Raw genomic sequence first — 12565 nt, forward strand, 5'->3', positions numbered from 1 at the left:
ATTTATATCTTGGTCAGACCAATTTTAGTGCCTGTTTCGGCTATTTTATTGCCGAATGCAGCCTGTTGCAAAGCCTGTGTTTTATGCGTAGATTTTGGTTCGAAACGAACATTTGATGGTTTCTGGGTTGGCATAGAGCAGAACCACAGGGTAAGGGTTATCGGGGGCATAAGATGGCGGAACATAGGTTAATGCAACAACAACAGAGCAAGACCGGGCTGGCGATAGTTGGCCATGAGGTCACAGGACAAGAGTCACTCTTCAGTGAAGGCGCCGTCAGTCTGCTGGAGGCGCTCTGCCGGGAATTTGCTGCCGAAGTGCCTGTGCTGCTGGGCGACAGAAAGCAACGACAGGCGCGTATCGACAGCGGGGCCTTACCGGATTTTTTGCCACACACCCAGGCCATTCGTGATGGGGACTGGCAGATAAGAGGGATCCCCGCCGACCTCTTGGATCGCCGGGTAGAGATCACCGGGCCTGTGGAACGCAAGATGGTGATCAATGCCCTCAACGCTAAGGTCAAAGTCTTCATGGCGGACTTCGAGGATTCGCTGGCGCCCAGTTGGCAGAAGGTGGTCGAGGGCCAGATCAATCTGCGTGATGCGGTGCGTGGCGATATCGAATATACGGCGCCACAAAGCGGGAAACACTACAAGCTGGATCCCGACCCTGCTGTGTTGGTCTGCCGGGTTCGCGGCCTGCATCTGCAGGAAAAACATGTCGAGTTCAACGGTTTGGCGATCCCAGGAGCCCTGTTCGATTTTGCCTTGTACTTCTATCACAACTATCGCCAGTTGTTGGCTAAGGGCAGCGGGCCTTATTTCTACTTGCCCAAGCTGGAGAGTCATCTCGAGGCGCGCTGGTGGGCTAAGGTGTTCGCCTTCGTCGAGGACAGATTCTGCCTGCAGAGCGGCGCCATCAAGTGCACCTGCCTGATAGAGACACTGCCTGCGGTATTCGAAATGGACGAGATCCTCTACGAGCTGCGTTCCAACATAGTGGCACTCAACTGCGGCCGTTGGGATTACATCTTCAGCTACATCAAGACCTTGAAGCAACACCCGGACAGGGTGCTGCCGGACAGGCAGGCGGTCACCATGGATACGCCTTTCCTGAGCGCCTATTCGCGACTCTTGATCAAGACCTGCCACAAGCGCGGTGCCCTGGCGATGGGCGGCATGGCGGCTTTCATTCCGGCCAAGGATGCCGGGCAGAATCAGGCGGTGTTGGAACGGGTACGCAAGGACAAGGAGCTGGAGGCCCGCAATGGTCATGATGGCACTTGGGTGGCACATCCCGGGCTCGCCGATACTGCCATGGCGATATTCAACCGCTACATAGGGGATGAGCACTGCAATCAACTGCACATCACCCGGGATGTCGACGCCCCTATTCTGGCCAGCGAACTCTTGCGGCCCTGCGAAGGTGAGCGCACTGAAACCGGGATGCGGCTGAATATTCGTATCGCGTTGCAATACATAGAAGCCTGGATCCAGGGCAATGGCTGTGTGCCCATCTACGGCTTGATGGAGGATGCCGCCACGGCGGAAATTTCCAGGGCCTCTATCTGGCAATGGATCCAGCATGGCAAATCGCTTTCCAATGGCAAGTTGGTCACCAAGGCCTTGTTTAAAGACATGCTGGTGGAAGAACTCGCCAAGGTCAAAGAGGAAGTCGGCGGGGACAGATTTACCCACGGCAAGTTTACCCAGGCGGCGGTGCTGCTGGAGCAGATCACCGTTTCGGACGAGCTGGTCGATTTCCTGACCTTGCCCGGTTACGAAATCCTGACGGCTAAGCAGTAAGCATCGGCATAGCTAATATCACGGCTTCAAGCCTATTGAACCATCATTTTGGCGAGCTATCGCCGCAAACGGGTTTGGCAGGGTGGAACTTGGGGGGCAAGTTTCATCCATGCCGAATTTACCACACAGAGGAAGGGGTACACTATGACTAAGGCAACGACTCAAATGACACGCCAGCAACAGATTGACGCGATAAAGCAGGATTGGGCCGAAAACCCACGCTGGAAAGGGGTGCGCCGTCCATACAGCGCGGAAGAAGTGGTCGCCTTACGTGGTTCCATCGTCCCCGAGAATACCCTCGCCAAGCATGGTGCGGCCAAGCTGTGGGAGCTGGTGAACGGCGGCGCCAAGAAGGGCTATGTCAACTCACTCGGGGCGTTGACCGGCGGTCAGGCGGTGCAGCAGGCCAAGGCGGGGATCGAGGCTATCTACCTCTCGGGTTGGCAGGTGGCGGCGGATGCCAACCTGGCGGGCACCATGTATCCGGATCAGTCACTGTACCCGGCCAACTCGGTCCCCGCAGTGGTATCACGCATCAACAATTCGTTTCGCCGCGCCGATCAGATCCAATGGGGCAACGGCATCAATCCCGGGGATCAAGGCCATACGGACTACTTCCTGCCGATAGTCGCAGATGCCGAAGCGGGTTTCGGTGGGGTACTCAATGCCTTCGAGTTGATGAAGTCCATGATAGATGCGGGTGCCGCCGGGGTTCATTTCGAAGATCAGCTGGCTTCGGTAAAAAAATGTGGCCACATGGGGGGTAAGGTGCTGGTGCCGACTCAGGAAGCGGTACAGAAGCTGGTGGCGGCGCGCCTGGCCGCCGATGTCAGCGGGGTGGAGACCCTGGTCATCGCCCGCACCGATGCCAATGCCGCCGACTTGCTGACCTCCGACTGTGATGCCTACGACCGGGACTTTGTCACGGGTGAGCGTACCAGTGAAGGTTTCTACCGGGTCAGAGCCGGACTGGAGCAGGCGATTTCCCGGGGATTGGCCTATGCCCCCTATGCGGATCTCATCTGGTGTGAAACCGCCAAGCCCGACCTGGACGAGGCGCGCCGTTTCGCCGAGGCGATCCACGCCCACTTCCCGGATCAGCTGCTGGCCTACAATTGCTCGCCGTCGTTCAACTGGAAGAAAAACCTCGATGACGCCACCATAGCGCGCTTCCAACAGGAGCTGTCGGACATGGGCTATAAGTACCAGTTCATCACTTTGGCCGGTATTCACAACATGTGGTACAACATGTTCGACCTGGCATATGACTATGCCCGCGGCGAAGGCATGAAGCACTATGTCGAGAAGGTACAGGAAGTCGAGTTTGCCGCGGCGAAGAAGGGCTACACCTTCGTGGCCCATCAACAGGAAGTGGGCACAGGGTACTTCGATCAGGTGACCACAGTGATCCAGGGCGGACATTCATCCGTGACTGCCTTGACCGGCTCTACCGAAGAGGAGCAATTCTAACCCTTGCTGCCCCAGGACAGCCTGGTTCCCTGTGTCGCTTGTTTCAGGCGGCACCCTATTTGCGCCAGCCGCGCCTTTGGCTGGCGTACCTTTCCCCTGCTTACCCGGCAGCGAACAGACAAGCCAGGCATACAGCCAGAGATCCAGGCTTTCATCCCACAGGTTTGTGTTTGCGACTCCTTAGAGTCGCTTTTTTTGTTATGCTAATGCTTCAGAAAAAATCCAGCGTCACCACTATACTCACAGGTGACTCTTATAATAAGAAAACCATGATTAACATGGGCGGACCATGCAGTGAAAGCAAACAAACTTCCTTCAAAGGGCGTCGATTACTGGACCAAGAGGATCAGTGAACAGGAAATGCCGGCCCTATGCTCGACCATCAAGGCGCTGGAGAAGCTGGAAAAAGACGACGTCTCATCTCTGGCTAAGCTCGGCAACTCAGTGATGCACGATAATGCCCTGACCTCGAGGATCCTGCGGGTCGCCAACAGTGCCATCTATAACAAGGGAATAAGTCACATCACCACCGTCAGCCGCGCCGCAGTGGTGCTGGGGTTCGATACCATACGCAATATCTGCATTACCGCTAAGTTACTCAGCAGCCTGTTGGAAAATAAGAATTTATCACCCCAGGTTTACAAGAGATTGCTCAAGCTGATGGCGCAGGGGTTCCAGGCTGCCATGCTGGCCAAGATGATCCTGGGTGAGCATCAGGAAGAATTGCAGGAAGAAGTGTTTATCGCGGCCCTGCTCTACCAGTTGGGAGAGAGTGCCTTCTGGAGCATGGGCGGGGAGGTTACCGAGCAACTGGACGCCCAATTGACAGTGTGTCAGGACAGGGCGGCAATGAATGGCGTCACCCGGGAACTGCTCGGCACCTCCTTCGGTATACTGACCCAGGGGATAGCCCGTCACTGGGGGCTGGGGGAGGTCTTGCTCAAGTCGCTGAATCAGCCGAATGACAGGACGCCGGAGATCCGCAGCATTTTCCTGGCCAACAAATTGACCGAGCTCTTGGCTTCGCCGGGCCAGAATGCGCAGGAGCTGCAGAGGCGTTTGGCTCAGATAGCGGATGTGATGGCCATAGAAATGGATGAGCTCAAGGGACGCATTCAGGCCTGCCGAATGGCGACCCAGGAGCTGGCGGAAATGTACGGCGCCAGGGCGCTGGTTGAATATCTCCCCGATACCCAGGCGTTGGCGGCGGCCGCTGCAGCAGCGCCGGCACGCGGCGTCGATGTGCATGTTCAACTGCTCAAATTGCGTGAGTTAACCGGCTTTACCGCGGTGAAGACAGACTTCAACCTGGTGCTCATGACCATGCTCGAGGGCATAGTGCTGGGTGTCGGCGTGGACCGCTGTGGGGTATTGCTCTTGTCACCTAACCGCAAGTTGCTGCAACCCAGGCTGGTACTGGGGGACGATGCCCAGCTGATGAAACAGAGTTTCATGCTGGACCTCACGGCGCCTGGCAACCTCTTCCGTCGCTGTGTCGAGCTCAAGAGCCCGGTATGGGTGGACTCACCCGCCTCTGTCCATTGGTCGGCGCAGCTCGATGCCAAGCAAGCCGCCCTGGTGTCGGCCGCAGGTTTTTTACTGGCGCCCTTATTGGTGGCCAACAAGGTGATAGGCGTCTGTTATGCTGACAGGCACAGTTCCCAAAGCGGATTCACCCAGGAGGATTTCGACAGTTTCACCCATTTCATCCAGCTGACCAACATCTGTTTGGGTATCTCTCTGGGCTAGGCTAGTGATTGCCGTCATGGCGCTTGAGTTGCGCTGTAATCTCTTTGGCCATCTCGTTGGGGATGGGGAAGCTGAGGTGATATTGCAGCAGCTTCCATCCCGCCAGGGTGTGGATTAGGGTGCCGCTACTCCGGCAGGCACCATAGGCCAGGCTGCTCAGCCGCTCATCGAAGACGATAACCTCGGCGTGACGCAGCAGATGCCGCTCCATGACGTCATAGCGCCAGCCTTTAGTGGGGCGGGCGTATTGCTCTAACTCGGCCATCCCCCAGCGCTCATCTGCATCTGTGCCCAGAAATAGGGCATCCTGGCTGTAGAGTGAGAAATAGCGATCCCAATCGGCCGTCTTGGCCGACAGGTGCAAGGCATCGAGCACTCTTCCTGCCTCAAGCAGCGCCTGGTCCTCTGTCTCGGCCATTTTGGCGATTTTGGCCTTACCGGCCAGGGCCATGGCGGCGTCTGTGGCCGGGACTTGGGTCTCGGCGGCAAGTGGGCCGAACGAGCAGAGCAGCAGGGCGGCAGTCAGCGCAGGCGCCATAGCCCCAAGACGGAGCTGGCTACAGGGTTTTTCGGTGGGCACTTCATGCATAAGACGTCTTCCTCGGTGAAGCATTATTCTTCTTGGGCGCATCAGTGCCAGCTGACGGGATCCAAGCGGTAAAAGTGGCTCAGCTCAGTGTACAGTGCCGGATGCTGCTGGTAAAAGATCTCCGGACGTTCGAAGAAGACTTCGCTGATCACGGCAAAAAATTCGGCGGGGTTGGTGGCACCATAGTAACTGAATATCGAAGGTAAGCCATGGGCCGCACAGTGCTGGAGTGCGGCAAACTCCTCGCCCAGCACCTTGGACCAGGAAGGGTAGTCAGTGATGCTGGAGAGAAGGGGGGCACCGTTGGCCTGACCGCCTTCCTGATCCAGCTGATGGGCAAATTCATGGATGACGACATTGTTGCCATCATAGGGCTCGGCAGCATCGACCAGGGTATGGGTCCAGGAGAGTATGACCTTGCCCTGCCCCCAGGATTCTCCCGCCAATATGCGTCTGTGATCCCAGACGACGCCGTTGGCGTCTGCTTGTGGTTGCTTGACGATGAAGGCGTTGGGGTAAACCAAAATGTCTTTGAGTTTGGGGTAATAATCCGTCTCGCGATTGAGCAGCAAGAGGCAGGCCTGGGCGGCTATGGTGACCCTGACATCATCATCGATTTCGAAACCATTGCAGCCGATGAAACGCTTCTCATGGATAAAAATCTGTATGTGCTTCTTCAGCTGTAATTGCAGATCTGTGGGCAGGGCCTTGAAATAGGGCAGGCGCTTCTTGAGTATGCTGCGCCATGCCTTGGGAAAAGGCGTCTTGAGTATCTGTGCCCGGCGGCGGCGGGTGCGGGCGTCTTCTGAGACTATCCAGCCTATGGCGAGGCCGCCGAGTAAGATTGTGACTGCTATTGTCAGCATAGTTTATCCGAGACTTGTTCATCTATTACATAACTTGGGGGGATTTGGACATAAATCAAGGGGAAGGGGACTATATCGCCTGTGTGGCACTCAATCACCTGTGTAGCACTCAGCCCGTTTAACGGCAGCTTATCCGGGGGAGAGAAAAAAGGCTGGTAGCGCAAAGCTAAAGTTAATTCGGCGCTAATGTCCGGGCGACAATGACATGAGATCCGGGCCAGGAAACCGTATCTACGAATCTGGATCTCATGTCATGCTACCAGCCAAAGGGAGGAAAAGGTTAGTCTCTGTAAAGGCTTTGCTCTTTCTGTTTACGCTCATGCACGGGCAAGGCATAGTGATGCTCTATTAAGAAGCGCACCAGTTTCGACTTGGCAATCTCACATTCGCTCGCCAGATCGGCCAGTTGGCTGATGGCCGATTCACTCAGGGTGAAGGTGGCCTTGCGAAACGGCTCATGGGGCCTGTTGTCCTGCTTGTTCTGCGCCCCTTGAGCCGGCCTGATGAAGGGTACCAGCTGAGCCGTGGTCTGGCGGACCTCGGGCGCCTGACCCATGGCATACAGATTGGCGGCTTCGATGAAGTCATCCAACGACAGCTGAGCGGTAACCTTCTTAGACTGCGTATAATTTTTCTTGAGATCGGCCAGTCCCATAGTTACCTCTCATATTGGTTATCTTGGTTTGTGTGATGCGCTGACGTATTTCATCGGCGTTGGCGGCCTCCAGCAGCTCACAGGCAATGCCACGAATTTCATCGGCGGCCTTGCCCTTGGGCTCTATTTCTATCACGGACAGGCCGGACTCTTCACTGTCGTCATAGATGTTACGGCTATAGGTGATGGCCTTGAGGACATGGATGTCATAAGTCTGGCAGACTTCCTTGGCTTCCAGTATCCGTCCCGCCTGGTTGGGCAGGTTGGGGCACTGAGTGACCACGAAGGAGGCCTTCATCTTGGGGTTGATCATCATACAGGTGGCGACTATGTCATCCATGTGACTGACTGTCTTGAGATCGCGGCGTTTGGGTCTCAGCGGCATAAGCACGTGGGAGGCGACAGACATGCTCGCCCTCAATGCCAGGTTGTCCTGGCCGCCACAGTCGACTATGACATAGTCATAGTGTTGCTCCAGGCTCAGCAAGTCGTTGCGTATCTTGCCGTAGAGTTGCACACAATTGATGCCGGCTAGCGCCGGATTATTGTTTCTGGCATGGATCCAATCCGACGTAGTGCGCTGGGGATCGCAGTCAACCATGATAACCGCAGCACCACACTCGGCCGTGAGAAACACCGCAATGTTTTGCGCCAGACAACTCTTGCCACTGCCGCCTTTTTCGCCACCGACTAATATGATCATCTTGTTTATTCCTATTATTGCCTGCTTGGCTATTTGCTTTTACTGTTGCTGCGTCAACTGGAGCGGGCAGGGTTCAGATTCATTCGAGCCAACCGTCGCTGATCACAACGTTTCCCGGAGTATGCTCAATGTAGATGCATAAAGTCTTTGGGTCAATTACTTGAATTTTGACGTTTTTTTACATTATGACCCGCGACATTATTTTGGCTTAGGTGGCTGGGATGGCAAAAAGTTGACACTCTGAGGCATGGTGGGAAATTTCATTTTTTCACAATAAAAACATGTGATTAACATTTTTTTGATTTATATTTCGCCGTTAACGGACAGAGTCGCCAGTCATGGGAGCGCATGGCGGCAACCCAAGTATTCCTTCAGGGTATATTAATTCAATAATTAATACGTAAATGATATATAAGGCAATCCCATTATCTGGCGTGATGCTCGGGGCTGCCGCATTGTCATTTTTCTGCCAAATTGGCGGTGTAGGCTAAAAAAACAGCTTTTATCACCAGAAAGGATGCGCGATGGACACCATGAATAAGATGCCGGAATTGGATGTTGGCTTCAGCTTGGCGGAAGAATCGCCGCTGCTGCATGAGTTGTTGAGCCTGAGGCAAACCGCGGGCCAGGCAAGATTTAATGCGGATCAATTCGATCCCGATGACACGGCGCCTCTCTATGCCGTCAGCGCCCGGCTCGGCGCGGCCAGGGAGCCGGGGTCGCTGGCCAAGCTCGTCGGCGTGGTCAGTGTGGTCGAGGACGTGCACCGGCATCTCTATATCCAAGACTTCATCGTCATGCCTCAATACCAGGGATCCGGGTTGTCGCGCATGATGCTCGAACGCGTGTTGGCCTTCGCCCAGCGCAGAGCGGCGCCCGGCACTTGTCTGCGCATTCATGCCCTGGGAGAGGACGAACGTCTCTGCCATGAGCTGGGATTCGTTTCTTCCCACTGCGCCAATCTCGGGCCCAATCTGTCTAAATTACTGCAATAGTGCATCGAAGGTGGAATTTGAGTAGACTGGCGCCAAGTTCCACCGCAACGACTTATCCCTATGGACGAATCTTTACTGCTCGAAGCCATCAATCAAAAAATGCCTTTCGGAAAATATGCCGGCTGGAAATTGTTGCAATTACCCGAGCCATATCTGGTGTGGTTTCATGGCCAGGGGTTCCCCCAGGGCAAGTTGGGTGAACAGTTGGCGCTCATCTATGAGATCAAGCTCAATGGCCTGGAAGCCATGCTGCAGCCCCTGCTCGAGTGAGCGGTCCCGGCTCGCTTAGACTGAGAATATGAAGCCGGTCTTCGAGCCTACATTATTGAATTCAAAGTTAAACTCAAGTTATTGATACTATGCCACAGGACTCAGATTACCAGATCGTTGCCTTTCAGCCGGCCCATGCCCGGCAGGTGAGCCTTGTATTCCATGAAGCCGTGACGGCCATCAAGCACCCGCGTTATTCGCCCGAGCAGCTGAACGCCTGGTCGCGGGCGCCGCGCTCGGAAAAACACTGGCAATTGCGCCTCGCCCGTTCCCGGGGCTGGGTGGTGGTAAGGAAAGGCATGGTCGTCGAGGGGCCGACCGCAGTGCAATCAGCTTCAGGGCAGGATGGCACAGGGGCGAACAGGCTACCACTCTGTTGTGGCTTCATCAATATAGAGACAGGTTTCGGTAGTCGTGGCTACATTGACAGCCTCTACATAGCGCCGGCGCATCAGGGATTGGGGCTGGCCGGGCGGCTGTACGCCACAGTCGAGCTATGGGCCAGAGAGCAGGGGTATGACAGGCTGACGGTCGACGCCTCCTATGTCTCCAGGCCGCTGTTCGAAAAGTGGGGCTTCATCCTGGAGCGGCGCAGCTATCAGCAGAAGCTGGGGCAAGTCATCGCCGGCTTTTCCATGTACAAGCCATTAGGGCATCACGCAGCGGCAAGGCCATAGCTTTTTAGTCGGCATAGCTTGTTAATCGCCATAGTTTTTCAGTCATTCTTTAGTCAGAGTAGGGATATATGCGGGTAAGATTATTTGAGCGTGCGGATGTGGCCCAGTTGGCTGAGGTGTTTCACCTGAGCATCTCGCGGGCCGCGGCGACGCATTATACCCAAGCGCAGCGTCATGCCTGGTCGGGGGCCGTTCGCAGCGAGGCGTATTGGTTGGCCCGGCTGCAAGGCACCCAAACCTGGGTCGCAGAAGACGCCGGGGTTATCCTGGGGTTCATTAACCTCAAGCCGCCGGCTGTCGATGCCCCAGGCTCCGTTCGCCCCAGCGCCGAGATTGACTGCCTCTTTACCCATCCCGAGCATCAGCGGCGTGGGTTGGCGGGCTTGCTGTACCTGGCATTGCTGCAGCACGCCAGGGAGAGTGGCGTAGGACACTTATGTGTCGAGGCCTCTCATCTGGCGATGCCCTTTTTTCTCAAGCAAGGCTTCGTGATCTACAGCCGCAACCAACACCCTCGCGGCGGTGAGATCCTGGAGAACTTCAGCATGACACTGGCGCTTGGCTGACGTTCTCCACACAGCTTAAGGCAAGTCGAAGACCAGGGCTTCTACTGCGCTTGTCCGCGACGCCAGCCTGAGCTCGCCTATGCCTGTTATCCGGGCACCATCGCCCGGTTGCAGCGGTTGGCCGTCGAGCGTCAGCTCACCCGAGATCAGGTGCACGTATGTATTGCGTGTCTCAGTCGTCGGGTAATTTACCTGCTCGCCGGCAGCGAGCCGCAGGCGGTAGAGGGTCGCATCTTGCTTTATCTGCAGGGTGCCGTTTTCCCCATTGGGAGTGATAACCGCGGTCAAGGCGCCTGTCTGCTCGAAGGCCTGCTGCTGATACCGGGCAGCCTGGCCGAACTCATTGGGCTGGATCCAAATCTGCAGGAAGCGCAGCTCGCCGGTCTTCGAGGCGTTGTACTCGCTGTGGTAGATGCCTTTACCCGCCGACATGAGTTGGAACTCGCCCGCCGGCAACACCTTCTCATGCCCATAACTGTCCTTGTGGGCGATTTTTCCCTGAGTCACATAACTGATGATCTCCATGTCTTTATGGCCATGGGTATCGAAACCCATGCCAGGAGCGACATAATCATCGTTGATCACCCGCAGCGCCGAGAAGCCCATCTGCTCGGGATCATAATATTGACCGAAGGAGAAGCTATGGCGACTCTTGAGCCAGCCAAAATTGGCTTTGCCACGCTGTTCTGCACGTCTGATGTTGATCATGGGGACTCCGTTACTTCAGTTTCTGGGCGATGAGGTTATCCAGCGATAATTTGCCGGCTCCCTGGAGCGCCAGCGCCACAGTGATGGCGAGCAAGGCCAGGCCAAATTCATAGCCGTTGTTGGCCAGGAATAAGCCGTTGCCGGCGTGGACGCTGAAGATGGCAATGACCATGGTTATTGCCAGTACCGCTGCGCTTGGTCTCACCAGGAATCCCAGCAGCAACAAGAGACCGCCGAAAAATTCACTGCTGCCGGCCATCAGCGCCATCAGGTAGCCGGGTGTCAGTCCTATGGAGGCCATCCATTGGCCTGTGCCTTCCAGGCCGTAGCCACCGAACCAGCCGAACAGCTTCTGGGCGCCGTGGCCCATGAAGATGATGGCGACAGGGAGGCGCAGTGCTAAAGGTGCCCAGCCGGAGTTGCTGGTGACTAAGGTTGAAATGACTTTTTTCATGATCTTGCTCCAATGTTTGATTAAGTGTGATGCCGTAGCGGACGCTCAGTGACAGAGTGAGCTCCTGCGACTCGAAGCTCAGTCTATGCTTGACCCGGGTCGATAAAAATCGGAACATTTTGATATGAATATTCAAATTTTTTGAACAAAGGTGCCATCATGTATTCCGCCCTGAACCTGGATGCGCTGAGAGTGTTAGATGCTATTGATAAGAAAGGCAGTTTTTCTGCCGCTGCCGATGCCTTGTACAAGGTGCCTTCGGCCTTGACTTATACGGTGCAAAAGCTGGAGAGTGAGCTGGGGGCCAAACTTTTTGATCGCAGCGGTCAACGCGCGGTCCTGACCCAGGTGGGTCGCCTGGTGCTGACCCAGGGACGGGAGATCCTCGCGGCGACCACGCGTCTGGAGGAAGCCGTGCGGCAATTGGAGACAGGTTGGGAGCGGCGCTTGATTTTGGCCAAGGATACTGTGGTGCCGGACGCGCCGCTATTTGGCCTGGTCAGGGAGTTTTGCGAGCTGGGCAAGCAGATTGAACTTGAGCTCACCGAGGAGTCACTCGGTGGCAGCTGGGATGCACTCTACAGCGGCCGGGTCGATATCGCCATAGGCGTAGGTGAGGACAGGCCCAAGGGACAATACCAGGTGCATAAGATGGCCGAGTTGAATTTCGTCTTCGCCATCAGCCCATCCCATCCGCTGGCACAGTCTGACGCCGTCATCTCCAGCGAGGCCCTGCTGCAGTTTCCCTCTGTGGTGGTGGCCGACAGCTCGAGATCCCTGCCGCAACGTTCATCCGGCCTGTTCGAGAGCCGCCAGGTTATCCGGGTGCCCAACATGCGCAGCAAGATAGAGGCGCAACAGGCCGGTGCCGGGGTGGGGTTCATCCCCAGGCATTTGATCGCCCAGGAGCTGGCGCAAGGCAGTCTGTTGGCCCGCGAGGTGGCGCTGCCACGGGCCCCGCAGGCGCTGTATGTTGCCTGGCGCAAGGACAATGACGCCAGGGCGCTGAACTGGTTTGCCAGCCGTTTGCCTACCCTGGACTGGGGGATAGACTAGCT

The 12565-nt window shown here is 56.1% G+C and carries 14 protein-coding genes; 8 read left to right on the forward strand and 6 right to left on the reverse strand.

Translation table 11 applies throughout. The features are described 5' to 3' along the window. Positions 1-173 precede the first annotated feature (173 nt). The 3 genes from aceB to HC757_RS09875 all read left to right on the forward strand — a co-directional run bounded on the left by aceB (position 174) and on the right by HC757_RS09875 (position 5024). Positions 174-1805, forward strand: coding sequence for a malate synthase A (gene aceB, locus HC757_RS09865; RefSeq protein ID WP_169564182.1), 1632 nt, complete (start codon positions 174-176; stop codon positions 1803-1805). Positions 1806-1949: 144 nt separating this feature from the next. Beyond that, positions 1950-3275, forward strand: coding sequence for an isocitrate lyase (gene aceA / locus HC757_RS09870; RefSeq protein ID WP_169564183.1), 1326 nt, complete (start codon positions 1950-1952; stop codon positions 3273-3275). A 294-nt stretch (positions 3276-3569) separates the two neighbouring features. Further along, positions 3570-5024 carry an HDOD domain-containing protein gene (locus tag HC757_RS09875; RefSeq protein ID WP_425313959.1) on the forward strand — a complete coding sequence of 485 codons (1455 nt, stop codon included), beginning with the start codon at positions 3570-3572 and terminating at the stop codon, positions 5022-5024. 1 nt (position 5025) lies between these two features. Here HC757_RS09875 and HC757_RS09880 read toward each other — a convergent pair whose 3' ends face one another. The 4 genes from HC757_RS09880 to HC757_RS09895 all read right to left on the reverse strand — a co-directional run bounded on the left by HC757_RS09880 (position 5026) and on the right by HC757_RS09895 (position 7837). Beyond that, positions 5026-5442, reverse strand: a complete 417-nt coding sequence (locus HC757_RS09880) for a nuclear transport factor 2 family protein (protein WP_244623434.1) — start codon at positions 5440-5442, stop codon at positions 5026-5028. 212 nt (positions 5443-5654) lie between these two features. Next, positions 5655-6479 (reverse strand): M90 family metallopeptidase, encoded by an 825-nt coding sequence (locus HC757_RS09885; RefSeq protein WP_169564184.1) that lies wholly within the window; start codon positions 6477-6479, stop codon positions 5655-5657. A 280-nt stretch (positions 6480-6759) separates the two neighbouring features. After that, on the reverse strand, positions 6760-7134 hold the full coding sequence (locus HC757_RS09890; RefSeq protein WP_169564185.1) for a CopG family transcriptional regulator: 375 nt from the start codon (positions 7132-7134) through the stop codon (positions 6760-6762). After that, positions 7094-7837 carry an AAA family ATPase gene (locus HC757_RS09895; protein ID WP_169564186.1) on the reverse strand — a complete coding sequence of 248 codons (744 nt, stop codon included), beginning with the start codon at positions 7835-7837 and terminating at the stop codon, positions 7094-7096. Before HC757_RS09895 ends, HC757_RS09890 begins: the two co-directional genes overlap by 41 nt. A gap of 524 nt (positions 7838-8361) precedes the next feature. On the opposite strand from HC757_RS09895, the gene HC757_RS09900 reads away from it, so the two are divergent. The 4 genes from HC757_RS09900 (at position 8362) to HC757_RS09915 (ending at position 10345) form a co-directional block, all read left to right on the forward strand. Further along, positions 8362-8832 carry a GNAT family N-acetyltransferase gene (locus HC757_RS09900; protein WP_169564187.1) on the forward strand — a complete coding sequence of 157 codons (471 nt, stop codon included), beginning with the start codon at positions 8362-8364 and terminating at the stop codon, positions 8830-8832. Positions 8833-8892: 60 nt separating this feature from the next. Further along, complete coding sequence (locus HC757_RS09905) at positions 8893-9102, forward strand: DUF3820 family protein (RefSeq protein ID WP_169564188.1); 210 nt, start codon at positions 8893-8895, stop codon at positions 9100-9102. 89 nt (positions 9103-9191) lie between these two features. Beyond that, positions 9192-9779, forward strand: coding sequence for a GNAT family N-acetyltransferase (locus tag HC757_RS09910; RefSeq protein WP_169564189.1), 588 nt, complete (start codon positions 9192-9194; stop codon positions 9777-9779). A 68-nt stretch (positions 9780-9847) separates the two neighbouring features. Next, positions 9848-10345 carry a GNAT family N-acetyltransferase gene (locus HC757_RS09915; RefSeq protein ID WP_169564190.1) on the forward strand — a complete coding sequence of 166 codons (498 nt, stop codon included), beginning with the start codon at positions 9848-9850 and terminating at the stop codon, positions 10343-10345. Positions 10346-10360: 15 nt separating this feature from the next. On the opposite strand, the gene HC757_RS09920 is transcribed toward HC757_RS09915, so the two are convergent. Both HC757_RS09920 and HC757_RS09925 read right to left on the reverse strand, forming a co-directional pair. Then, positions 10361-11053 (reverse strand): pirin family protein, encoded by a 693-nt coding sequence (locus HC757_RS09920; protein ID WP_169564191.1) that lies wholly within the window; start codon positions 11051-11053, stop codon positions 10361-10363. 10 nt (positions 11054-11063) lie between these two features. Further along, entirely contained in the window at positions 11064-11507 is a 444-nt protein-coding gene (locus tag HC757_RS09925; RefSeq protein ID WP_169564192.1) for a DoxX family protein, read from the reverse strand. A 159-nt stretch (positions 11508-11666) separates the two neighbouring features. Between HC757_RS09925 and HC757_RS09930 the strand changes: the two genes are divergently transcribed. Then, positions 11667-12563 (forward strand): LysR family transcriptional regulator, encoded by an 897-nt coding sequence (locus tag HC757_RS09930; RefSeq protein ID WP_169564193.1) that lies wholly within the window; start codon positions 11667-11669, stop codon positions 12561-12563. The last annotated feature ends 2 nt before the right edge of the window (positions 12564-12565 follow it).

This window comes from Shewanella salipaludis (genome assembly GCF_012911865.1).
In the GTDB taxonomy this organism is placed as follows: Bacteria; Pseudomonadota; Gammaproteobacteria; order Enterobacterales; family Shewanellaceae; genus Shewanella; species Shewanella salipaludis.